Origin of the sequence: Priestia sp. AB, assembly GCF_028369225.1 — a bacterium.
GTDB lineage: Bacteria > Bacillota > Bacilli > Bacillales > Bacillaceae_H > Priestia > Priestia megaterium.
Genome location: NZ_JAQMYN010000001.1, coordinates 717,619 through 741,421 on the forward strand (window position 1 = coordinate 717,619; position 23,803 = coordinate 741,421).

The following is a 23,803-nucleotide window of genomic DNA, read 5'->3' on the forward strand; positions in this document are numbered from 1 at the left end:
GTGAAAGGTGATAAGAGGGAATAGCCTTTTATCACCTTTTTTTGAAAAGATTTAACCCATTTATATACATTAATTACATACCCAAACAAGGAGGCTACACATTATGGCAATTACTGCTCAAATGGTAAAAGAATTACGTGAAAAAACTGGCGCTGGTATGATGGATTGTAAAAAAGCGTTAACTGAAACTAACGGTGATATGGAGCAAGCAATCGATTTCTTACGTGAAAAAGGTATTGCAAAAGCTGCTAAAAAATCAGACCGTATTGCTGCTGAAGGTCTAACTTACATCGAAACTCAAGGTAACGAAGCTGTTATCTTAGAAGTTAACTCTGAAACTGATTTCGTTGCGAAAAACGAAGGTTTCCAAAAATTAACAAAAGAATTAGCTGCTCATATCTTAGCTAACAAACCAGCTGACGCTGCTGAAGCTGCTACTCAAAAAATGGAAAACGGTGCAACTGTTGAAGAACACATCAACTCTGCAATCGCTACAATCGGAGAAAAATTATCTCTACGTCGTTTCGCTGTAGCAACAAAAACTGATGCTGATGCATTCGGTGCTTACCTACATGCTGGCGGACGTATCGGTGTGTTAACAGTATTATCTGGTACAACTGAAGAAGCTGTTGCAAAAGACGTTGCTATGCACATCGCTGCAATCAACCCTAAATACATCTCTCGTGACCAAGTTTCTGCTGAAGAAACTGAGCGTGAGCGCGAAGTATTAACTCAACAAGCATTAAACGAAGGCAAACCAGAAAAAATCGTTGCAAAAATGGTTGAAGGTCGCCTTGGCAAATTCTTCGAAGATATTTGCTTACTAGATCAAACATTTGTTAAAAATCCTGATCAAAAAGTACGTCAGTTCGTTGAGAGCAAAGGCGCTACTGTTGAAAGCTTCGTTCGTTTTGAAGTAGGAGAAGGTATTGAGAAACGTCAAGACAACTTCGCTGAAGAAGTAATGAACCAAGTTAAAAAGTAAGGGTTTGACCGTATAGGGAACACTGTGTGTTCCCTTTTTTACAAAAGAGATCTCACCGTTAACGATGGAGGTAAGCATGAGTCAAGCAAAATATAATCGTATCGTATTAAAGTTAAGTGGAGAAGCATTAGCTGGTGAAGAGGGTTTTGGTATTAACCCATCTATCATCAAATCTGTTGCTGAACAAGTAAAAGCCGTTTATGAATTAGGTGTGGAAATTGCTGTAGTCGTTGGTGGTGGAAACATTTGGCGTGGTAAAATTGGCAGTGAAATGGGTATGGATCGTGCCGCTGCTGATTATATGGGAATGCTAGCAACAGTAATGAACTCTTTGGCTCTTCAAGATAGCTTAGAGAACATTGGTGTGCAAACACGAGTTCAGACTTCTATCGAGATGAGACAAGTAGCAGAGCCTTATATTAGAAGAAAAGCTGTTCGTCATCTTGAGAAAAAACGCGTTGTTATCTTCGCCGCGGGTACAGGAAACCCTTATTTCTCTACAGATACAACAGCAGCTTTGCGTGCAGCTGAAATTGAAGCTGACGTGATCTTAATGGCTAAAAACAACGTAGATGGCGTTTATAATGCGGATCCTAAGCTTGTACCTGATGCTGTAAAATACGAAACATTAACGTATATTGATGTTTTAAAAGATGGACTAGCTGTTATGGATTCTACAGCTTCTTCATTATGTATGGACAATGATATTCCGCTAATTGTTTTTTCAATTACGGAAGAAGGCAATATTAAACGTGCCGTTACAGGCGAAAACATTGGAACAATTGTAAAGGGGAAATAAACATGCCAAAACAAGTGTTGCAAAACGCAAAAGAAAGAATGGAAAAAGCAATTCAATCATTTAGCCGCGAACTAGCATCAATTCGTGCTGGACGTGCAAGCGCGTCACTTCTTGACCGCGTAACGGTAGAATACTACGGTGCACCAACACCAATTAACCAATTGGCGCAAGTAAGCGTGCCTGAAGCTCGTATGCTTGTTATTCAGCCTTATGACAAATCACAAATTGGTGAAGTTGAAAAAGCTATTTTAAAATCTGACTTAGGGTTAACACCTACAAGCGATGGAACTATTATCCGTTTATCGATTCCTGCTTTAACGGAAGAGCGTCGTCGTGAGTTAGTGAAAATGGTGAAAAAATATGCTGAAGAAGCAAAAGTTGCGGTTCGTAACGTACGCCGTGATGCAAACGATGATTTCAAAAAGTTAGAGAAAAAAGGTGAAATTACTGAAGACGATTTACGCGGCTACAGTGATGACATTCAAAAGCTAACGGATGATCATATCGTAAAAGTGGATAAAGTGGCGAAAGATAAAGAAGAAGAAATTATGGCAGTTTAAGTCATTTCAAGGTAAAATATATTGTAAAAGACCCTCTATTGTTTACAGGGGGTTTTTTTGTTAATAATGTGTAGTAAGAAAAAACTCACATAAGCCACAAGTTTATGTGAGAGCGTACAACGGGGGACCTTTGCATGTTAAGAAAATTTCAAGCATGGAAGAAAAGTCAAGATTTAAATACACTGTCTTTGTCAGAACGAAAAGATCAAGTGAAACAGCACCCTGTTCCTGAACATATTGCAATTATTATGGATGGGAACGGTCGTTGGGCGCAAAAACGAGCTCTTCCTCGCATGATGGGCCATCATGAAGGAATGAAGGTAGTGCGTCATGTGACCAGATCGGCCAATGAATTAGGTGTTAAAGTATTAACTTTATATGCATTTTCCACTGAAAATTGGAAGCGCCCCAAAATTGAAGTCGAGTTTTTAATGAAACTGCCAGAGGAATTTTTAACAACCTTTCTGCCTGAGCTAATTGAAAAAAATGTGCAAGTTCGTATTATGGGGGATAAAAGTGAGCTCCCTGCCCATACGATTCGAGCCGTGGATAACGCAATTGAAAAAACAAAGCATAACACAGGGCTGATTTTAAACTTCGCGCTCAATTACGGTAGCCGTCACGAAATCATGGGCGCTATTCAGTCATTGGTAGAAGATGTAGAACAGGGAAAAGTAGCTTCCTCTTCTATTTCAGAAAATTTATTTTCTTCCTATTTAATGAGCAAAAGCCTTCCAGATCCGGATTTGCTTATTCGTACAAGCGGTGAGCTTCGCTTAAGTAATTTTATGCTTTGGCAGCTAGCTTACACAGAGTTTTGGTTTACAGAAGTATTATGGCCAGATTTTAAAGAAAATCATTTAATCGAAGCAGTCGAGGCGTTTCAAAAGCGCGGTCGCCGCTTTGGTGGTGTATAAGAAGGTGTGGAAAACAAGATGAAACAGCGCATTATCACCGCGATTGTAGCACTTGCGGTATTTGTGCCGATTGTTTTAATTGGAGGGTTACCTTTTACCCTTATCATGTATGTAATCGGAACAGTTGGTGTAATTGAGCTTTTAAAAATGAAACATTTGAAAGCAATGTCTTTTCCAAGTATCATTAGTTTATTGCTAACCTGGGTGTTTTTACTACCAAATGGAAGAGATGTTGCATTTCAATTCTTAAGTGAACATAAGATAGAAGTAGCGCTTGCTGCTGTCCTTCTTTTATTAATGTACACGGTTGTAGTCAAAAATAAATTTACCTTCGATGATGTTGGGTTTATTTTATTAACGACAGTATATGTTGGCTTTGGCTTTCATTATTTTATCGAGGTTCGTCAAGAGTTCGGGTTAGCTTATTTGTTCTTTGCTTTTCTTATTATTTGGGCGACGGATTCCGGAGCTTATTTTATTGGACGAGCAATGGGGAAACGAAAGCTATGGCCCGAAATCAGTCCCAATAAAACAATTGAAGGTTTTGTCGGTGGCGTCGTATGCGCTATTATAGTAGCCATTGTATTTAAGCTGTTAGCAAATATTGATCAAACTATGATCGAACTACTTGTAATTGGTATTATCGTATCGTTATTTGGACAGATGGGTGATCTTGTACAATCAGCGTTCAAACGTCACTATGGCGTAAAAGATTCAGGGAAGATTTTACCGGGTCATGGTGGGATTTTAGACCGTTTTGACAGTTTAATGTTCATCATGCCAATTTTAGCTTTTTTATTATCTCTATAAAAAAGATGTCTTTGTTTTAATAGGAGTGAATATACTTGAAGAAAATTTCCTTGTTAGGAGCTACAGGTTCAATCGGTACTCAAACCGTTGATATTGTTAGAGCGCATCCGGAGCATTTTGAGCTCTCGGCAATCTCTGTAGGTCGAAATATTAATGAAGCAAGAAAGATTATTCAGCAGTGTAAGCCAGCCCTTGTTTCTGTGATGAAGAAAGAAGATTGTCTGTCACTGCAAGCAGAATTCCCTTCTATTCGATTTGTTTATGGAGAAGAAGGGCTTGTGGAAGTGGCAACTCATCCATCCACAGAAGTTTTAGTAAATGCTGTTCTTGGAAGTGTAGGGTTGACTCCTACGCTAGAAGCAATCAAAATGAGAAAAACGATTGCTATTGCAAATAAGGAGACACTTGTTACCGCTGGTCACCTTGTCATGGAAGCAGCCAAGGAATATGGCGCTGATATTTTACCGGTAGACAGTGAGCACTCAGCTATTTTTCAAAGTTTGCAAGGGCAAGATCAAAAAGCAATAGACCGCTTAATTTTAACGGCTTCTGGAGGAAGCTTTCGAGATAAAACGAGAGCAGAACTACAGGGAGTAACGGTTGAAGATGCATTAAATCATCCAAACTGGTCGATGGGAGCTAAAATTACAATTGATTCGGCAACGATGATGAATAAGGGATTAGAAGTGATTGAAGCACATTGGCTTTTTGATCTTCCCTATGAGAAAATTGATGTATTGTTACATAAGGAAAGCATCATTCATTCTATGGTAGAGTATTCGGATACAAGCGTTATTGCTCAGCTTGGAACGCCTGATATGCGCGTGCCAATTCAATACGCGTTAACGTATCCAAAACGCATGTCTTTGCCTAACACCAAGCGTTTAAGTTTGGCGGATATTGGTCAGCTTCACTTCGCTAAAATGGATGAAGAGCGTTTTCGCTGTTTAGCTTTTGCATTTGAGGCTGGCAAAGCGGGTGGAACACTTCCGACTGTTTTAAACGCAGCTAATGAAGAAGCTGTTCAAGCCTTTTTAGATGGTCACATTACATTTTTACAAATTGAAGATGTGATTGAAAAAGCAATGAATGAACATACTGTAATACAGAAACCTTGTTTATCTACTATTAAAGAAGTAGATTTAGAAGCAAGAGAGTTTGTTAGATCCGCCATCTCTCGATAATGTGCGTGCGAGAGAAGCCACTCACTTATTTCTGGTGGGTGGAGATTTGACTCTATTACATGAAGGGGGTAATACCCATTGAACACAGTCATTGCGTTTGTCGTCATTTTTGGAGCTCTTGTATTCTTTCATGAGCTTGGTCATTTAGTTTTTGCAAAGCGTGCAGGCATCTTATGCCGTGAGTTTGCCATTGGGTTTGGTCCCAAAATCTTTTCATTTAAACGAGATGAAACAGTTTATACCATTCGCTTGCTGCCTCTAGGTGGATTTGTTCGAATGGCTGGAGAAGACCCAGAAATGATCGAAGTAAAGCCTGGTCAAATGGTGGGCCTCATGTTTGATAAGGAAGGCAAAGTAAATAAAGTCATTATTAATAACAAGGAACAGCATCCAAATGCAAAAGTTATTGAGGTAGAGCAAGCAGACTTAGAGCATAATCTATTTATTTCAGGTTATGAAGAAGGTGAAGATGAACGTCTGCAAAAATTCGAGGTAGCAGAAGAATCTTACTTCGTTATGGACGGAGAAGAAATTCAAATTGCACCTTACAGCCGTCAGTTTGCTTCTAAAACTCTTGGTCAGCGTGCGCTAGCCATTTTCGCTGGTCCGCTAATGAACTTTATATTAGCCTTTGTTATTTTTATCGTTCTTGGGATTTCTCAAGGATATGTTGTTGACAAACCCGTGATGGGCAAATTAACATCAGATGGAGTAGCCATTGATGCGGGACTCAAACAAGGAGATAAAGTTCAAGCAATTGATGGACAAAGTGTTTCAACGTGGGATGATGTCGTAAAAGTAATTCAAAAACATCCTGAACAGCAAATTACATTCACGGTTCAGCGCGGCGGCAAAACGCTAGATATTCCGATTACACCTGAAAGTCGCAAAGTTGGGGAACAGACAATTGGATTAATTGGCGTATATGCACCGGTTGAAAAGTCATTCATTGGTTCGATCACGCACGGAGCTACTGAGACATATACGTGGATGAAAGAAATCTTAACGGGTCTAGGGAAGCTTGTGACAGGACAGTTCAAACTGGATATGCTTTCTGGTCCTGTAGGTATTTACGCAGCAACCGATCAAGTAGCACAGTCAGGCATTTATTATCTAATGAAATGGGCAGCCGTTTTAAGTATTAACTTAGGGATTGTCAATTTGCTTCCACTTCCTGCTTTAGATGGAGGACGACTGTTGTTCTTCGCTGTAGAAGGAATTCGCGGTAAGCCAATTGATCGTCAAAAAGAAGGCGTTGTTCATTTTATCGGTTTTGCTTTATTAATGCTGCTGATGCTCGTTGTAACGTGGAACGATATTCAAAAGTTCTTTTTATAAGACATACGCTCAGCGAGGGATATTCCCTCGCTGATTATATGAAAATTGCGGCATGGTCCGCCTTAAAAAAATAAGATAGAGAAGTAAGCAAAGAGGTGCGAGGTTATGAGACAAAGTTCTACATTGATTCCTACATTAAGAGAAGTGCCAGCTGATGCGGATATAAAAAGCCATCAGCTTCTATTGCGCGCAGGTTATATGCGCCAAAATGCAAGCGGCGTGTACAGCTTTTTACCGCTTGGTAAGCGCGTATTGCAAAAAGTTGAACAAATTGTTCGTGAAGAGATGGACCGTGCAGGTTCTGTCGAATTATTAATGCCTGCTTTACAACAAGCTGAATTGTGGCAAGAGTCTGGCCGCTGGTATTCATACGGACCTGAGTTAATGCGTATGAAAGATCGTCACGGCCGTGAATTTGCTTTGGGAGCAACACACGAAGAAGTTATCACAAGCTTGCTTCGTGACGAAGTGAAGTCATACAAACGTTTACCGCTAAATTTATATCAAATTCAAACGAAGTTCCGCGATGAAAAACGTCCACGCTTTGGCTTATTACGCGGTCGTGAATTTATTATGAAAGATGCATATTCGTTTCATGCTTCTCAAGAAAGTTTAGATGAAGTATATGATAAAATGTTTGCTGCCTACAGCCGCATCTTTGAGCGCTGCGGATTAAATTTCCGTGCTGTTATCGCTGATTCAGGTGCAATGGGCGGAAAAGATACGCATGAATTTATGGTTCTTTCTGAAATCGGGGAAGATACAATCGCTTATTCAGATACATCTTCTTATGCAGCAAATGTTGAAATGGCACCGGTTGTAAATACGTATGAAAAATCAGATGAAGCTGAAAAAGAATTAACAAAAGTGGAAACACCAAATCAGCATAGCATTGAAGACGTAGCTGCTTTCTTAAATGTTGAAGCGACTTCTTGTATCAAGTCCCTTTTATTTAAAGTAGATGATCGTTTTGTGCTTGTACTTGTTCGCGGGGATCACGAAGTAAACGATATTAAAGTGAAAAACTATTTTGAAGCTTCCGTTGTTGAACTGGCAACTCCAGAAGAAACAAAAGAAGTATTAAAATGCGCAGTTGGTTCAGTAGGACCGATTGGAGTAAGTGATTCAGTAGAAGTGGTAGCTGATCATGCGGTAAAAGCAATTGCTAACGGTGTATGCGGAGCAAATGAAGAAGGTTATCACTACACAAATGTGAATGAGCGTAACTTTAATGCAACTTACGAAGATTTCCGCTTCATCCAAGAAGGGGATCAGTCACCGGATGGACAAGGCGTTATTAAGTTTGCTAAAGGTATTGAAGTCGGACACGTCTTTAAGCTAGGAACTCGCTACAGTGAAGCGATGGGAGCAACGTATCTAGATGAGAACGGACGCAGCCAGCCAATGATTATGGGCTGCTATGGTATCGGTGTTTCTCGTACAGTAGCTGCGATTGCAGAACAATTTAATGATGAAAACGGTCTTCTATGGCCAGAAGCTGTTACGCCTTATCAAGTGCACGTTATTCCAGTTAACGTGAAAAATGATGAACAGCGTGAACTAGGTGAGAAATTATATAATGAGTTATTAGATAATCGCTTTGAAGTGCTGTTAGACGACCGCCAAGAGCGTGCAGGAGTAAAATTTGCAGATTCAGATCTAATTGGTCTTCCTGTTCGAGTAACAGTTGGTAAACGTGCATCTGAAGGAATTGTAGAAGTAAAAGTACGCAAAACTGGGGAGTCATTAGAAGTGTCAGTTGACAATCTTGTTTCAACAGTGAAAGAACTGCTAGCGAAGTAATGAAGCAGCGGGGATTTGTATCCCTGCTGTTTTTATGTTTATAAACAGAACATATGACAGAATAGAAGTCATTTATGTTAAAATAGATTGCACTCATTTATAAAAGGAGGCAGAAAACTTGGAAGCACAAACGCTAGGAAAAAAAGAGCGTTTTAAGTTGCTGCTGCAGCAGTTAGAGCTGACGAGTGATCAAATTGTTCCTTACTTTGAAAACGCAGCGATTGAAAAGCTCGTCATTCAGAAAGAACAAAAAAAATGGCATTTCCATTTTTCTTTAGAAGGGTTATTACCTTTTGAGATTTATGAGTTATTCCATGCTCGCATGTCTTCAGCTTTTTCTCATATTGCGAGTGTTTCTTTTTCTATTCAAACCGTTAATAAAGAATGTACGGAAGAGCATGTACAGTCATATTGGAAGCATTGTATTGGAGAAATGCAGGGCATATCTCCCCTTTTACAGTCGCTTTTACAAGATCAAATGCCGAGATTGAACGGTGCCAAATTGATTGTGAACGCACGACATGATGCAGAAGGAACGGCTTTACGTAAAAAGTATAGCCAGTTAATTGCTGATCAGTATGCGTCCTATGGGTTTCCGAACCTTCAGCTAATGACGGAAGTTGTACATTCAGAAGAAGCATTTCAGCAGTTTGTAGAGCAACGAAAACAAGAAGATACAGAAAAAGTATTACAAGCCATCACAGAAATGCAAAATAAAGAAAATGAAAAAAGTGATGGACCAGACCTACCAAAAGGTCCGCTTACAATTGGATATACGATTAAAGACGAGACGGTTCGCCTGGATTCCATTGTGGATGAAGAAAAGCGAATTGCCGTTGAAGGCTACGTATTTGATGCAGAAACGAGAGAATTACGAAGCGGACGTACGCTTCTTATTTTTAAAGTGACAGATTATACAAACTCTATTATGGTTAAAATGTTTTCACGTGATAAAGAAGATATTCCTTTACTTCAAGCGATTAAAAAAGGAATGTGGGTAAAGGTTCGCGGAAGTGTACAAAACGATACATTTGTTCGTGATCTAGTTATGATTGGAAATGATGTTAACGAGATTACCGGTCCCGCTAGACAGGATACAGCGCCTGAAGATGAAAAGCGTGTGGAACTTCACTTGCATACGCCAATGAGTCAAATGGATGCCGTTTCATCTGTTGGAGCTTTAGTCGGACAAGCCAAAAAATGGGGACATCCGGCTGTAGCGATAACTGATCACGCGGTTGCACAGTCGTTTCCTGAAGCGTATGGAGCCGGGAAAAAGAACGGCATTAAAATACTGTACGGAGTGGAAGTCAATTTAGTAGACGACGGCGTGCCGATTGCCTATAATCCCCAGCATGTGGATTTGACAGAAGCAACTTACGTCGTATTTGACGTCGAAACAACCGGTTTATCAGCCGTATACGATACCATTATTGAACTTGCTGCCGTGAAGATGAAAGAAGGCGAAATCATCGATCGATTTGAACGGTTTGCAAATCCTCATCATCCTCTGTCTGCAACAACAATTGAGCTGACGGGTATTACAGATGATATGGTCCAAAATGCGCCTGAAATCTCAGAAGTACTTCGGGATTTTCACGAGTGGATGGGCGACAGTATTTTAGTCGCTCATAATGCAAGCTTTGATATGGGATTTTTAAATATGGGACTGCAAAAAATCGGATTAGAAAAAGCAGCTAACGGCGTTATTGATACGCTTGAACTCGGAAGATTTTTGTATCCGCATATGAAAAACCATCGTTTAAATACTCTTGCTAAAAAGTTTGATATTGAACTTGTGCAGCATCACCGCGCGATTTACGATGCGGAAACAACCGGCTATTTGTTAAATAAAATGCTGAAAGATGCATTTGAACGCGAAATTACGATGCACGATCGCTTAAATGATTATATGGGAGAAGGGAATGCATATCAGCGGGCCCGTCCTTATCATGCCACGCTTTTAGCACAAAACGACGTAGGTTTAAAAAATCTATTTAAACTCGTTTCGATTTCTCATTTAAATTACTTTTATCGAGTTCCGCGAATTCCAAGATCTCAGCTCGACAAATATCGAGAAGGCATCTTGATTGGAACCGCATGTGACCGAGGTGAAGTATTCGAAGGCATGATGCAAAAAGGAATCGATGAAGTAGAAGGAGCAGCTGAATTTTATGATTACATCGAAGTGCAGCCCCCTGACAACTACAAGCACTTAATTGAACTGGATTTAGTGCGGGATGAGAAAGCCTTAAAAGATATTATCAGCAATATTGTGAAGCTTGGTGAAAAGCTTGGAAAGCCGGTTGTAGCAACAGGAAATGTTCACTATCTCAATCCGGAAGACAAAATTTACCGAAAAATTTTAATTGGTTCACAAGGCGGGGCTAACCCGTTAAACCGTCACCAGCTGCCGGATGTTCATTTTAGATCAACGGATGAGATGCTGAATTGTTTTTCATTTTTAGACGGGAACAAAGCGAAAGAAATTGTTGTTCATAATACGCAAAAAGTAGCGGATATGATTGACGATATTAAACCAATTAAAGATGATTTATATACGCCAAAAATTGAAGGTGCAGACGAAGAAATGCGTGAAATGAGCTATGCGATGGCACGCAGCATCTACGGTGAAGAGCTGCCTGAAGTAGTAGAAGCCCGTCTAGAGAAAGAGTTGAAAAGTATTATCGGTCACGGGTTTGCCGTTATTTACTTGATCTCGCATAAACTCGTTAAAAAATCCTTGAATGATGGTTACTTAGTTGGTTCACGTGGTTCCGTAGGGTCTTCATTCGTTGCGACGATGACAGAAATTACAGAAGTAAACCCACTTCCGCCGCATTATGTTTGTCCAAAATGTAAGAAATCCGAGTTTTTTAATGACGGTTCCGTTGGTTCCGGATTCGACTTGCCGGATAAAAGCTGCGACGATTGTGGCGTACCATTTATTAAAGACGGACACGATATTCCGTTTGAAACGTTCTTAGGATTCAAAGGAGACAAAGTTCCCGATATCGATTTGAACTTCTCCGGAGAGTATCAGCCGCGAGCTCACAACTATACAAAAGTACTGTTTGGACAAGATAATGTATACCGCGCGGGAACAATCGGTACAGTAGCCGAAAAAACAGCTTATGGCTATGTAAAAGGCTATGCCGGTGACCGTGATTTACATTTGCGAAACGCAGAAGTGGATCGTTTAGTAGCAGGATGTACGGGCGTAAAACGTACAACGGGTCAGCATCCAGGGGGGATTATCGTTGTACCGGACTATATGGATATTTTCGATTTTTCACCGATCCAGTTTCCAGCTGACGACCGTAATTCCGAATGGAGAACAACTCATTTTGACTTCCATTCGATTCATGATAATTTATTAAAACTTGATATACTAGGACACGATGATCCGACCGTGATTCGCATGCTTCAAGATTTAAGTGGGATTGATCCAAAAACAATTCCGACGGATGATCCTGAAGTGATGAAAATTTTTAGCGGAACGGAATCACTTGGCGTAACAGAAGAGCAAATTATGTGTAAAACAGGAACGCTTGGCATACCTGAGTTTGGAACGCGCTTTGTGCGTCAAATGTTAGAAGATACGAAGCCAACGACGTTTTCAGAGCTTGTTCAAATCTCAGGACTGTCGCACGGGACGGACGTATGGCTTGGTAATGCGCAGGAGCTAATTCGCAATGATATTTGCAACTTAAGTGAAGTAATCGGCTGTCGTGATGACATCATGGTTTATCTGATTTATCAAGGTCTTGAACCTTCACTTGCCTTTAAAATTATGGAGTCTGTACGTAAAGGGAAAGGGCTAACACCTGAATTTGAAGAGGAAATGATCAAAAATGGTGTTCCGGACTGGTATATTGATTCTTGTAAAAAGATTAAGTATATGTTCCCTAAAGCCCATGCGGCTGCTTATGTATTGATGGCCGTGCGTATTGCTTATTTCAAAGTGCACCACGCGCTTCTTTATTACGCAGCATACTTTACGGTTCGTGCAGATGACTTTGATATTGATACGATGATCAATGGCTCAACTGCCATTCGAGCGAAGATGGAAGAAATCAATGCCAAAGGTTTAGATGCATCTCCTAAAGAGAAAAACTTATTAACGGTGCTTGAGCTTTCTTTAGAAATGTGCGAACGAGGCTATTCGTTTAAAAAAGTAGATTTATATGAATCTAGCGCAGACGAATTTTTAATTGACGGCACGTCTTTAGTTCCACCGTTTAATGCCATTCCCGGTCTTGGCACAAATGCAGCGCTGAACATTGTAAAAGCTCGTGAAACGGGAGAGTTTTTATCGAAAGAAGACTTGCAGCAGCGAGGCAAAGTATCGAAGACGATTTTAGAGTATCTAGACAACCATGGATGCCTTGAATCATTACCTGATCAGAACCAGCTTTCTCTTTTCTAACATTTGCATAAAATAAGCGGTTATGATATAGTAATTGTGGAAATGCTAAGGATACGGACGAGAAAGAGTGGGGAAACCCGCTCTTTCTTATTGATATGAACTTACTGACATAGTAAGTAGTATGGAGAACGAATCGGCTTCTAGCATGATTCGTTTTTTCTGTAGATTTTCAATCACCATGATTGATTTATTATGTGACGTTTAAAATCCTGCAACACAAATGACAACATTTCCACTCTAGTAGGTTAGACCTCTTATAGAGTGCAAAATAAAAATAGCAAATAAACCACTCTTTTTTGATATAAGAGACATAAAAAACGCGTAACCTAAACATACCATGCAATGTCTCGAAGGGAGGATTAGAATGAGTAAAAATGTAAAACAAACAGTGGAAGAAATGGTTTCCCCTATCTTAGAGGAAATGAATTTAGAGCTTGTTGAAATTGAATACGTAAAAGAAGGAAAAGATTGGTTTTTACGTGTGTTTATCGACTCTGATACCGGCGTGGATATCGAAGACTGCGGAGCAGTAAGTGAAAAATTGAGTGAGAAAATGGATGCAGTAGATCCAATCCCTCATAACTATTTTTTAGAAGTATCATCGCCTGGTGCGGAACGCCCATTAAAAAAAGATAAAGATTTTGAACGTGCAATTGGTAAGCATGTATACATAAAAACATATGAACCAATTGAAGGTGCAAAAGAATTTGAAGGCGAATTACAATCATTTGACGGAGAAACTGTCACATTATCTATTCGTATCAAAACACGCACAAAAACGGTGGTTTTACCATATGACAAAGTCGCTTTTGCTCGATTAGCGATTGTATTTTAATGTGTAGGGGCCAATATTAAAGGGGGATTATCCAACGATGAGCAGTGAGTTATTTGATGCCTTAGTCATTCTTGAAAAAGAGAAAGGCATTAGCAAAGATGTAATTATTGAAGCAATTGAAGCAGCGCTAATTTCTGCTTACAAACGCAACTTTAACCAAGCGCAAAACGTACGCGTTGATTTAAATTTAGAAAGAGGTTCAATGCGCGTGTTTGCTCGCAAAGATGTGGTTGATGAAGTATATGATCCACGCCTGGAAATTTCGGTTGAAGAAGCACAAACAATCAACCCTAACTTCCAACTAGACGATGTGGTTGAAATCGAAGTAACCCCAAAAGACTTTGGACGCATCGCGGCTCAAACAGCAAAACAAGTTGTTACACAGCGTGTTCGTGAGGCGGAACGAGGCGTTATCTATTCAGAGTTCAGCGATCGCGAAGAAGATATTATGACAGGTATTGTTCAGCGTCAAGATTCTCGCTTCATCTATGTGAGCCTTGGCAAAATTGAAGCATTGCTTCCTCAAAGCGAGCAAATGCCAAATGAGCAGTATAAACCTCATGATCGTATTAAAGTGTATATTACGAAAGTAGAAAAAACAACAAAAGGCCCGCAAATCTATGTTTCACGTACGCACCCAGGTCTTTTAAAACGTCTTTTTGAAAAAGAAGTACCGGAAATCTATGACGGTACAGTTGAATTAAAATCAGTAGCTCGCGAAGCTGGAGACCGTTCAAAAATCTCTGTTCATTCTGAGTATGCTGAAGTAGATCCGGTCGGTTCTTGTGTTGGGCCAAAAGGTCAGCGCGTACAGGCTGTTGTAAATGAACTAAAAGGTGAAAAAATTGACATTGTTCGCTGGTCAAATGATCCAGTTGAATTTGTTGCCAACGCTTTAAGTCCATCTAAGGTAGTAGATGTGATTGTAGATGAAAATGAAAAAGCAACAACTGTTATCGTTCCTGACTATCAGCTGTCACTTGCAATTGGTAAACGTGGACAAAACGCACGTCTAGCTGCTAAGCTGACAGGCTGGAAAATTGATATTAAAAGTCAATCAGAAGCTGAACAAGAAGGTATGGTTGTAAAAAACAGCGATGATATGCTAGTAAGTCAACATGCATTTGATTCAGATGAAGATATGGAATAAGAGGTGAGCCAAGGTGAACAATCGTAAAAAAGTCCCGATGCGAAAATGTGTGGCCACTGGAGAAATGAAGCCTAAAAAAGAGCTAGTACGCGTTGTACGCTCAAAAGAAGGCGACGTTTCAGTTGATGTAACGGGTAAAAAGTCCGGGCGCGGAGCTTATGTAAGCAAGGATAAAGAAGCAATTTTATTGGCAAAAAAGAAAAATGTGCTTTCGACACATTTAGGCGCGTCAATAGATGAAGCGGTTTATGAAGAGTTGCTAGCGCTTGTAGAAAAGGAGAAACAGTCACGCTAATGAATGAACAATGGATCTCCTTTTTAGGGCTTGCAAACCGTGCACGCAAATTGATTTCTGGAGAAGAACTTGTGGTTAGAGAAGTTCGGAAACAAAAAGCAAAGTTAGTACTTTTAGCAAGCGATGCGTCTGAAAACACAAAGAAAAAAGTAACGGATAAATGTTCTTACTATAACGTTTCGGTTAAAATCGTTCCCGATCGCTACACGCTAGGTCAAGCGATTGGTAAAGATGCTCGAGTTGTGGTAGCCGTTATGGACGAGGGATTTGCTAAAAAGCTAGCAACGATGCTCGGTTAATTTTATGGGGGTGAAAGTATTGAATAAAAATACAAAATCAACAGCTAACAAAGGAAACAATAAAGGTAACAAAAAGCCACAGGCACAAAAGTCACAGGCACCAAAAGGTAGACCAGCTCCAGCAGCTGCAAAAGAGTTACCGGAAAAAGTAACGTTTGTCGGAAGCTTAACGGTTTCTGAGTTAGCAAAAGAATTAGGCAAAGAGCCTTCTGAAATTATTAAAAAATTATTTATGCTTGGTGTAATGGCAACAATTAACCAAGAGTTAGATAAAGATTCTATCGAACTAATTGCCGGAGAATACGGTGTAGAAGTTGAAGAAGAAGTAGTAGTAGATGACACTGCTTTTGAATCATTAGAAATCATTGATGACGAAAAAGATCTTCAAGTGCGTCCTCCAGTTGTTACAATCATGGGTCACGTTGACCACGGTAAAACGACGCTTCTTGACTCTATCCGTAACACAAAAGTAACGGCTGCAGAAGCAGGCGGTATCACGCAGCATATCGGTGCTTATCAAGTTGTGGTTGATGAAAAGAAAATTACATTCCTTGATACACCAGGGCATGCTGCATTTACAACGATGCGTGCTCGCGGTGCGCAAGTAACGGATATTACAATCCTTGTTGTTGCAGCAGACGATGGTGTAATGCCTCAAACAATTGAAGCGATTAACCATGCAAAAGCGGCAGAAGTGCCAATTATTGTTGCGGTTAACAAAATGGATAAAGAAGCAGCAAATCCAGATCGCGTGATGCAAGAACTAATGGAGCACGGCCTTGTAGCTGAAGAGTGGGGCGGAGAAACAATCTTCTGTAAGCTTTCAGCCATTTCAGGTGAAGGGATCGATCAATTGCTTGAAATGATTTTACTTGTAAGTGAAGTAGAAGAGTTAAAAGCAAATCCTAACCGTCGTGCAGCAGGTACAGTTGTAGAAGCACAGCTAGATAAAGGCCGTGGGTCTGTAGCAACGCTTCTTGTTCAAACTGGTACACTACGCGTAGGTGATCCAATCGTAGTCGGAAATACGTTTGGCCGCGTTCGCGCAATGGTAAATGATATTGGCCGCCGTGTGAAGGAAGTAGGACCATCTACTCCGGTTGAGATTACTGGCTTAAACGAAGTTCCGTTAGCTGGAGATCGTTTCTTAGTGTTTGAAGATGAGAAAACAGCTCGTCAAATCGGAGAAGCTCGTGCTCAAAAGCAGCTTGAACAACAGCGCGGTGAAAAATCTCGCGTAAGCTTAGATGATTTATTTGAGAAAATTAAACAAGGTGAAATGAAAGACTTAAACCTTATCGTAAAAGCAGACGTACAAGGTTCTGTAGAAGCATTGGCTGCTGCTCTTCAAAAGATTGATGTAGAGGGTGTAAATGTTCGTATTATCCATACGGGTGTAGGTGCGATTACAGAATCTGATATCATTCTTGCAACTGCTTCTAACGCAATCGTTATCGGCTTTAACGTGCGTCCGGATGCTGGAGCAAAACGTACAGCTGACGTAGAAAACGTAGATATTCGTCTTCACCGCATTATTTATAAAGTAATTGAAGAAATTGAATCTGCGATGAAAGGAATGCTTGATCCTGAGTTTGCTGAAAAAATCATCGGTCAAGTGGAAGTACGTCAAACATTCAAAGTATCAAAAGTTGGTACAATCGCAGGAAGTTACGTAACAGACGGTAAAATTACACGTAACAGTGGAATTCGTTTAATCCGTGACGGAATTGTTATCTTTGAAGGTGAAGTAGATGTGCTAAAACGCTTTAAAGATGATGCAAAAGAAGTCGCTCAAGGATATGAGTGTGGTATTACAATTAAAAACTTCAATGATATTAAAGAAGGAGATATTATTGAAGCATATGTAATGGAGCAAATTGATCCTAAATGATTGGACTAGTGGAGTGTGAATGCTTAATTTACAATGCTGCTTCTCTTAAAGAAAAACGTGCCGTGCTTCAGCGCATCTTGATGCGCTTGAAGCAGCGGTTTAACGTATCAGTTTCAGAAACTGATTTTCAAGATGTGTGGCAACGAACAAAAATTAGCATTGTCGCAGTCTCATCTAGCCGTGTCACAACGGAACAAGAACTGCAAAAAGCGCTAAGCTTGATTGATTCTTTTCCAGAGATTGAACGTACCATTACAACTTTTGATTGGTTATAAAAGGGGTGACACAGATGAACATAAGAGCAACTAGAGTCGGAGAACAAATGAAAAAAGAGATGGGCGAGATTTTAAATCGTAAAATCAAGGATCCGCGCATCGGTTTTGTGACTGTAACAGATGTTCAAGTATCAGGCGATTTACAGCAAGCGAAAGTGTATATCTCTGTTTTAGGAGATGCTGAACAGCGTGAGAATACGTTAAAAGGCCTTGCGAAAGCAAAAGGATTTATCCGCTCAGAAATCGGTCAGCGCATTCGCTTACGTAAAACACCTGAAATTACGTTTGAGTTTGATGAATCAATTGATTATGGTAATCGAATTGAATCATTGCTTCATGAAATTAAAAAAGAAAGCGATGACCATCAAGAGAACGAATAAGATCAGTGAATGTAGAAACAAAAAAGGGTGTCTCAAAAGTGGTTTTTGCTTCTGAGACACCCTTTTTTAAATGAAAAGGAGATGAAGAATGAGTGGACGGTGTTTTAATTTTACATAAACCAGCTGGCCTGACTTCGCACGACTGTGTGTTTAAAGTCCGAAAGCTGCTTCGCACTAAAAAAGTAGGGCATACAGGCACATTAGACCCAGACGTTACAGGGGTATTGCCTATTTGTATCGGTAGAGCTACCAAAATTGTAGAGTATCTAACAGGAGCTACTAAAACCTATGAAGGAGAAGTTACACTCGGATTTTCTACAACAACAGAAGATTCTTCCGGAGAGGTTGTAGAAGAAAAGAAAGTAGTGGATTCTTTTTCACGTGCTCAAATCGAAGAAGTGCTGTCTTCGATGACAGGAGAACTTCAGCAAGTGCCTCCAATGTACTCCGCGGTAAAAGTCAAAGGTAAAAAGCTATATGAATATGCAAGGCAAGGAATCGAAGTAGAGCGCCCTGTTAGAACCATTCATATCTATAACTTTGAACTGCTAGACGATCGCGCTGCATTTGAGGGAGAACAAATTTCCTTCAAATTCCGCGTAACGTGCAGCAAAGGTACATATGTGCGAACGCTTGCTGTGATGATTGGAGAAGCACTTGGCTATCCGTCTCATATGTCTTATTTGCAGCGAACGGGTTCAGGGCAGTTTTCACTGGAAGATTGTGTGACATTTGAAGATATTGAACGGGCGGTAGAAGAAGAAACGATCAATGAGAAACTGCATTCGATCGAAGAAGCTCTTAATCATTTGCCGAAACTTCAAATTAGTGATACATTAGCAGAGAAAGTGAAAAATGGCGCGGTATTGCCGTGCACAGAAGATGAAGAGTTAAAAAAGGAACCATTCTTTTTAATGATAAATTCTGCAGGCAAGTGCTTAGCAATTTATGCTCAGCACCCAACGAAAAAACATTTAATGAAGCCGGTTAAAGTGTTGGCAATCGACTAGACCGGTTAGGGAAAAGGTGAACTGTGTTTTGGAAACGATTGAAATTCGACATCCACACCACTTTCAACGAGAAGCTGTTCAACAATCAGTGTTAGCACTTGGTTATTTTGATGGTGTGCATTTAGGGCATCAGCAAGTGATAAATTCAGCAAAACAGTTAGCCGATGAAAAAGGCATAGCTAGTGCTGTGATGACGTTTACTCCTCACCCTTCTGTGGTGCTTGGGCGCAACGTGCAGCACATTGATATGATCACACCACTTCAAGAAAAAAAGAAACTCATTGAGGAAATGGGAATTGACTTTTTATATATCGTTTATTTTGATAAACAGTTTGCAGCACTATTGCCTCAAGAGTTTGTTGATCAGTATATTATTGGCCTGAATGTGCAGCATGTGGTAGCTGGATTTGACTATACGTATGGAAAGTTAGGTAAAGGAACAATGGAAATACTACCATTTCATTCTCGATCAAAATTCACTCAAACAACAATTGATAAGTTAACAAATGGCGAAGAAAAAATTAGTTCAACGCTCATTCGCGAAAATTTAGCAAACGGAGACATGCATCGAGTAAAAGAGCTGCTTGGGCGCTATTATGAAGTGTCAGGTACAGTGACTCATGGAGAAAAGCGAGGCAGGCAAATAGGTTTTCCGACTGCTAACATCGCTTTAGACGATGAGTATTTACTTCCGCGCATCGGCGTGTACGCTGTTGAGCTTCAGCTCCATGGCAAGTGGTATGCAGGAGTATGCAACGTGGGCTATAAGCCGACTTTTCACGATAATTTAGAAAAGCCAACAATCGAAGTCCACTTATTATCATTTGACGAGCAAATCTACGATCAGCACGTAACGGTGAAATGGCACCGAATGATTCGTTCAGAAAAAAAGTTCAGCGGCATCGAAGAGCTTGTCGGTCAGATCTCAAAGGACAAGGAAGAAGCCCTTGCTTATTTTGAAGGAATTCAAAAGCATAAGAAATAAAAAATATATATAAATAGTTGCTACGACTTGCTTTTTGTTCTAATAAGTAGTAACATAACACTTGTATGTAAAACAACCATTGCTTGGCATTACGATTCACCAACGTTTTGCTCGGTAACTGGGGTTTAATAATAAGGAGGTGAATAGGATGGCTATCACACAAGAGCGTAAAAATGAAATCATTAGTGAGTACAAAACTCATGCGAACGACACTGGTTCTCCAGAAGTTCAAATCGCTGTCCTAACAGAGCAAATTAACAATCTAAACGGTCACTTACGTACTCATAAAAAGGATCACCATTCACGTCGTGGTCTTTTAAAAATGGTAGGTCGACGTCGTAACTTACTTAACTACCTACGTAACAAAGACGTTACTCGTTATCGTGAGTTAATCAACAAACTTGGTTTACGTCGATAATAAGAAGAAAGCGGGAGCATTCCCGCTTTTTTAGTATGTACATTTAAGAAACATTAAAGATGCTACATAATGTGAAAAAAGCTATTGTTTTTGGATATTTCGTTTATAATAAAACTATCACATTTGATTACATACATATTTTATATGTAGAGAGGGGTACTCGTCGATATGGAACAAGAAAAACGAGTGTTCTCCGTAGATCTAGCTGGACGAAAGCTAGAAGTTGAAGTTGGCCAGTTGGCAAAACAAGCAAATGGCGCAGCATTAATCCGCTATGGAGACACAGTTGTATTAAGTACAGCAACGGCTTCAAAAGAGCCTAAAAATGTAGATTTCTTCCCGTTAACAGTAAACTATGAAGAGCGTTTATATGCAGTCGGTAAAATCCCAGGTGGATTCATTAAGCGTGAAGGCAGACCAAGTGAAAAAGCAATCTTGGCTAGCCGTTTAATCGACCGTCCGATTCGTCCTTTATTCGCAGATGGTTTCCGAAACGAAGTTCAAGTTGTCAGCGTTGTAATGAGCGTAGATCAAAACTGTTCTTCAGAAATCGCGGCAATGTTCGGTTCTTCATTAGCATTATCAGTATCTGATATTCCATTTGAAGGTCCTATTGCAGGCGTAATCGTAGGCCGTGTAGACAATGAATTTGTTGTAAACCCAACGGTAGATGAGCTTGAAAAAAGCGATATTCATCTGACGGTTGCTGGTACAAAAGATGCGATCAACATGGTTGAAGCAGGCGCTGATGAAGTACCGGAAGAAGTAATGCTGGAAGCAATTATGTTTGGACACGAGCAAATTAAAAAATTAATTGCGTTCCAAGAAGAAATTGTAGCAGCAGTAGGCAAAGAAAAAGTAGAAGTTGCGCTTTATACTGTGGATGCTGACCTTGAGCGTCAAGTTCGCGAAATTGCAGAAGGTGACATGAACCGTGCCGTTCAAGTTCAAGAAAAGCATGCGCGCGAAAATGCGATTAAAGAAGTGAAAAGCGCAGTAGCTGCAAAATTTGAAGAGCAAGATGTAGAAGAAGAAGTACTAAATCAAGTGAATGAAATTTTATCGAAGCTTGTTAAAAGTGAAGTGCGTCGCTTGATCACAGAAGAAAAAGTGCGTCCTGATGGCCGTAGTATTGACGAAATTCGTCCACTTTCTTCTGAAACAAACTTGCTTCCTCGTACACACGGATCTGGATTATTTACGCGTGGACAAACTCAAGCGCTTAGCATCTGTACATTAGGTGCACTTGGCGATGTACAAATTTTAGATGGTTTAAGTGTAGAAGAATCTAAACGCTTCATGCATCACTATAACTTCCCTTCATTTAGTGTTGGTGAAACTAGACCGATGCGCGGACCGGGTCGTCGTGAAATTGGACATGGTGCGCTAGGTGAACGTGCACTTGAGCCTGTTATTCCAAATGAAAAAGATTTCCCTTATACAATTCGTCTTGTATCTGAAGTATTAGAGTCAAACGGTTCTACTTCACAAGCGAGTATTTGTGCAAGTACGCTTGCAATGATGGATGCTGGGGTTCCAATTAAAGCACCTGTAGCAGGGATTGCCATGGGTCTGATCAAATCAGGTGAACACTACTCGATTCTAACGGACATTCAAGGAATGGAAGATCATCTAGGAGATATGGACTTTAAAGTAGCAGGTACGGAAAATGGCGTAACTGCGCTTCAAATGGATATTAAAATTGACGGGTTATCTCGTGAAATTTTAGACGAAGCCCTTCAACAAGCAAAAAAAGGCCGTATGCAAATCTTAAATCATATGATGTCAACGATTGCTACGCCTCGTCAAGAGCTTTCTCAATACGCACCTAAGATCCTTACAATGGCTATTAACCCTGATAAAATTCGTGACGTTATTGGACCAAGCGGCAAGCAAATCAATAAAATCATCGAAGAAACAGGCGTTAAAATTGATATCGAACAAGATGGTACAATCTTCATTTCTTCTATTGATCAGCCAATGAATGAAAAAGCGAAGAAAATCATTGAAGATCTTGTACGCGAAGTTGAAGTCGGCCAAATGTACTTAGGAAAAGTAAAACGAATTGAAAAATTCGGTGCGTTTGTAGAAATCTTCAGCGGAAAAGATGGGCTTGTTCACATTTCAGAGCTTGCAGAAGAGCGTATTGGAAAAGTAGAAGACGTTGTAGCTATTGGTGACGAGCTTTTAGTTAAAGTCATGGAAATTGATAAACAAGGCCGCGTTAACTTATCTCGTAAAGCAATTTTAAAAGAACAAAAAGAAAAAGAAGAAAAAGCAAAAGAAACAAAATAATCTTCTTTTACTACTATATAGATATTGTGAAATCGTCCATACATGAAGAAAATCCATGTGTAGGGCGATTTTATCGTTTGTAGATGTTTGTTCTACCTTGTCCTCTTTATACATATTTTAAATGGTAAAGGGGGAAGGATAAGTGAAGAGAACCATTGTGCAATTTACAGCATTTCTATTTTTACTGGCAATTACATATAAATCTATTTATAATCCTTTTGCTGAAGCATATATAGAAGCACTTAAATCCGATGTACAACTTGTATCAGCTCAGCATGATGCGTTATATCAAAAGATTGAAGAAAAAGCAAAAGATTATGAAAAGCCGGCAGCGAATGCACGAATCGATCCCGTTTGGAAACGGGTTCCTGGCTATAACGGCATAAAAGTTGATCTTGCTGCTTCTTATAAAAATATGAAACCTGCGGGTAAATTTGATGAAAAAAAACTAGTGTACAAACAGGTTAGACCAAAGGTTCACTTGAAGGATTTACCACAGGAACCTATCTACCGTGGACACGATGAAAAGCCTATGGTATCGTTTACAGTGAACGTAGCATGGGGGAACGAGTATTTGCCTAAAATGTTAGAAGTGCTTAAAAAGCACCATGCTAAAGCAACCTTCTTTTTAGAAGGAAAATGGGTTAAAAATAATCCAGATATGGCAAAAATGATTGTAGACGCAGGGCATGAAGTAGGAAACCACTCTTATTCTCATCCTGATATGGCCACTTTATCGGCTAGTCAAATCAATCAGCAGCTTAAAAAAACGAATGATATTATTACGTCTACTACGGGACAAAAAGTAAAATGGTTTGCTCCGCCGAGCGGCAGTTTTCGCCCCGAAGTAGTAACGCTTGCTTCTCAGTTAAAAATGAGTACCATCATGTGGACGGTTGATACAATCGATTGGCAAAAGCCAAGTTCAGAAGTGTTAATTAATCGAGTAATGAAAAAGATTCATCCAGGGGCTATTGTACTGATGCACCCGACTGAATCAACGGCTGAATCGCTTGACCAATTGTTAACCGATATTGAACGCAAAGGCCTCAAAGTTAGCGATGTGTCAACAATGCTAGATGAAGAAAGAATGATGAAAATACCTTCTTCTACTAAGAAGTAAGTGAGATAAGCAAAAAGGGAGG

General features: G+C 39.9%; 20 protein-coding genes and 1 pseudogene. All 21 read left to right on the forward strand.

What is annotated here, in order from left to right:
• Positions 1 to 103 precede the first annotated feature (103 nt).
• Positions 104 to 985 carry a translation elongation factor Ts gene (tsf, locus tag POF52_RS03705; protein ID WP_013058849.1) on the forward strand — a complete coding sequence of 294 codons (882 nt, stop codon included), beginning with the start codon at positions 104 to 106 and terminating at the stop codon, positions 983 to 985.
• Between the two features lie 76 nt (positions 986 to 1,061).
• Positions 1,062 to 1,784: a UMP kinase gene (pyrH, locus tag POF52_RS03710; RefSeq protein WP_013058848.1), complete on the forward strand. Its 723-nt coding sequence runs from the start codon at positions 1,062 to 1,064 to the stop codon at positions 1,782 to 1,784.
• A gap of 2 nt (positions 1,785 to 1,786) precedes the next feature.
• Positions 1,787 to 2,344, forward strand: a complete 558-nt coding sequence (gene frr / locus POF52_RS03715; protein ID WP_013058847.1) for a ribosome recycling factor — start codon at positions 1,787 to 1,789, stop codon at positions 2,342 to 2,344.
• A 134-nt stretch (positions 2,345 to 2,478) separates the two neighbouring features.
• Complete coding sequence (locus POF52_RS03720) at positions 2,479 to 3,261, forward strand: isoprenyl transferase (RefSeq protein WP_013084770.1); 783 nt, start codon at positions 2,479 to 2,481, stop codon at positions 3,259 to 3,261.
• Positions 3,262 to 3,279: 18 nt separating this feature from the next.
• Complete coding sequence (locus POF52_RS03725; protein WP_033579794.1) at positions 3,280 to 4,071, forward strand: phosphatidate cytidylyltransferase; 792 nt, start codon at positions 3,280 to 3,282, stop codon at positions 4,069 to 4,071.
• Positions 4,072 to 4,106: 35 nt separating this feature from the next.
• Positions 4,107 to 5,255, forward strand: coding sequence for a 1-deoxy-D-xylulose-5-phosphate reductoisomerase (gene dxr / locus POF52_RS03730; RefSeq protein ID WP_013058844.1), 1,149 nt, complete (start codon positions 4,107 to 4,109; stop codon positions 5,253 to 5,255).
• Positions 5,256 to 5,333: 78 nt separating this feature from the next.
• Complete coding sequence (rseP, locus tag POF52_RS03735) at positions 5,334 to 6,593, forward strand: RIP metalloprotease RseP (RefSeq protein ID WP_271989794.1); 1,260 nt, start codon at positions 5,334 to 5,336, stop codon at positions 6,591 to 6,593.
• A gap of 105 nt (positions 6,594 to 6,698) precedes the next feature.
• Positions 6,699 to 8,396 (forward strand): proline--tRNA ligase, encoded by a 1,698-nt coding sequence (locus POF52_RS03740; protein ID WP_095378720.1) that lies wholly within the window; start codon positions 6,699 to 6,701, stop codon positions 8,394 to 8,396.
• A gap of 118 nt (positions 8,397 to 8,514) precedes the next feature.
• On the forward strand, positions 8,515 to 12,825 hold the full coding sequence (locus tag POF52_RS03745; protein WP_271989798.1) for a PolC-type DNA polymerase III: 4,311 nt from the start codon (positions 8,515 to 8,517) through the stop codon (positions 12,823 to 12,825).
• A 364-nt stretch (positions 12,826 to 13,189) separates the two neighbouring features.
• Positions 13,190 to 13,660: a ribosome maturation factor RimP gene (gene rimP, locus POF52_RS03750; protein WP_013084764.1), complete on the forward strand. Its 471-nt coding sequence runs from the start codon at positions 13,190 to 13,192 to the stop codon at positions 13,658 to 13,660.
• A gap of 37 nt (positions 13,661 to 13,697) precedes the next feature.
• Positions 13,698 to 14,810: a transcription termination factor NusA gene (nusA, locus tag POF52_RS03755; protein WP_013058839.1), complete on the forward strand. Its 1,113-nt coding sequence runs from the start codon at positions 13,698 to 13,700 to the stop codon at positions 14,808 to 14,810.
• Positions 14,811 to 14,823: 13 nt separating this feature from the next.
• The gene (rnpM, locus tag POF52_RS03760; protein ID WP_013058838.1) at positions 14,824 to 15,105 is read left to right on the forward strand and encodes an RNase P modulator RnpM; all 282 of its coding nucleotides are present in this window, start codon (positions 14,824 to 14,826) and stop codon (positions 15,103 to 15,105) included.
• Positions 15,105 to 15,404 carry a YlxQ family RNA-binding protein gene (locus POF52_RS03765; RefSeq protein WP_013058837.1) on the forward strand — a complete coding sequence of 100 codons (300 nt, stop codon included), beginning with the start codon at positions 15,105 to 15,107 and terminating at the stop codon, positions 15,402 to 15,404. Before rnpM ends, POF52_RS03765 begins: the two co-directional genes overlap by 1 nt.
• A 22-nt stretch (positions 15,405 to 15,426) precedes the next feature.
• Positions 15,427 to 17,295: pseudogene (gene infB, locus POF52_RS03770) on the forward strand (translation initiation factor IF-2); the annotation flags it as partial.
• Positions 17,292 to 17,570: a DUF503 domain-containing protein gene (locus tag POF52_RS03775; protein WP_016765375.1), complete on the forward strand. Its 279-nt coding sequence runs from the start codon at positions 17,292 to 17,294 to the stop codon at positions 17,568 to 17,570. The pseudogene infB and the gene POF52_RS03775, both read left to right, overlap by 4 nt.
• Positions 17,571 to 17,584: 14 nt before the next feature.
• Positions 17,585 to 17,950, forward strand: coding sequence for a 30S ribosome-binding factor RbfA (gene rbfA / locus POF52_RS03780; RefSeq protein ID WP_013058834.1), 366 nt, complete (start codon positions 17,585 to 17,587; stop codon positions 17,948 to 17,950).
• A 92-nt stretch (positions 17,951 to 18,042) separates the two neighbouring features.
• Positions 18,043 to 18,960, forward strand: coding sequence for a tRNA pseudouridine(55) synthase TruB (gene truB, locus POF52_RS03785; protein WP_013084763.1), 918 nt, complete (start codon positions 18,043 to 18,045; stop codon positions 18,958 to 18,960).
• A 28-nt stretch (positions 18,961 to 18,988) separates the two neighbouring features.
• Positions 18,989 to 19,945: a bifunctional riboflavin kinase/FAD synthetase gene (ribF, locus tag POF52_RS03790; protein WP_271989818.1), complete on the forward strand. Its 957-nt coding sequence runs from the start codon at positions 18,989 to 18,991 to the stop codon at positions 19,943 to 19,945.
• Positions 19,946 to 20,093: 148 nt separating this feature from the next.
• Positions 20,094 to 20,363, forward strand: a complete 270-nt coding sequence (gene rpsO / locus POF52_RS03795; RefSeq protein WP_013058831.1) for a 30S ribosomal protein S15 — start codon at positions 20,094 to 20,096, stop codon at positions 20,361 to 20,363.
• Between the two features lie 168 nt (positions 20,364 to 20,531).
• Positions 20,532 to 22,658: a polyribonucleotide nucleotidyltransferase gene (pnp, locus tag POF52_RS03800; protein WP_028410844.1), complete on the forward strand. Its 2,127-nt coding sequence runs from the start codon at positions 20,532 to 20,534 to the stop codon at positions 22,656 to 22,658.
• Between the two features lie 142 nt (positions 22,659 to 22,800).
• A complete protein-coding gene (locus POF52_RS03805; protein WP_016765374.1) occupies positions 22,801 to 23,781 on the forward strand; it encodes a polysaccharide deacetylase family protein in 981 nt (326 codons plus the stop codon).
• Positions 23,782 to 23,803: the final 22 nt, after the last annotated feature.

What these genes read in the sequence shown, in the direction of transcription:
- POF52_RS03765 (WP_013058837.1), top strand. Translation starts at nt 15,105, where the DNA reads ATGAATGAACAATGGATCTCCTTTTTAGGGCTTGCAAACCGTGCACGC.
- tsf (WP_013058849.1), top strand. Translation starts at nt 104, where the DNA reads ATGGCAATTACTGCTCAAATGGTAAAAGAATTACGTGAAAAAACTGGC.
- POF52_RS03740 (WP_095378720.1), top strand. Translation starts at nt 6,699, where the DNA reads ATGAGACAAAGTTCTACATTGATTCCTACATTAAGAGAAGTGCCAGCT.
- pnp (WP_028410844.1), top strand. Translation starts at nt 20,532, where the DNA reads ATGGAACAAGAAAAACGAGTGTTCTCCGTAGATCTAGCTGGACGAAAG.
- rbfA (WP_013058834.1), top strand. Translation starts at nt 17,585, where the DNA reads ATGAACATAAGAGCAACTAGAGTCGGAGAACAAATGAAAAAAGAGATG.
- rimP (WP_013084764.1), top strand. Translation starts at nt 13,190, where the DNA reads ATGAGTAAAAATGTAAAACAAACAGTGGAAGAAATGGTTTCCCCTATC.
- nusA (WP_013058839.1), top strand. Translation starts at nt 13,698, where the DNA reads ATGAGCAGTGAGTTATTTGATGCCTTAGTCATTCTTGAAAAAGAGAAA.
- frr (WP_013058847.1), top strand. Translation starts at nt 1,787, where the DNA reads ATGCCAAAACAAGTGTTGCAAAACGCAAAAGAAAGAATGGAAAAAGCA.
- POF52_RS03720 (WP_013084770.1), top strand. Translation starts at nt 2,479, where the DNA reads ATGTTAAGAAAATTTCAAGCATGGAAGAAAAGTCAAGATTTAAATACA.
- POF52_RS03725 (WP_033579794.1), top strand. Translation starts at nt 3,280, where the DNA reads ATGAAACAGCGCATTATCACCGCGATTGTAGCACTTGCGGTATTTGTG.
- POF52_RS03775 (WP_016765375.1), top strand. Translation starts at nt 17,292, where the DNA reads ATGATTGGACTAGTGGAGTGTGAATGCTTAATTTACAATGCTGCTTCT.
- rpsO (WP_013058831.1), top strand. Translation starts at nt 20,094, where the DNA reads ATGGCTATCACACAAGAGCGTAAAAATGAAATCATTAGTGAGTACAAA.
- pyrH (WP_013058848.1), top strand. Translation starts at nt 1,062, where the DNA reads ATGAGTCAAGCAAAATATAATCGTATCGTATTAAAGTTAAGTGGAGAA.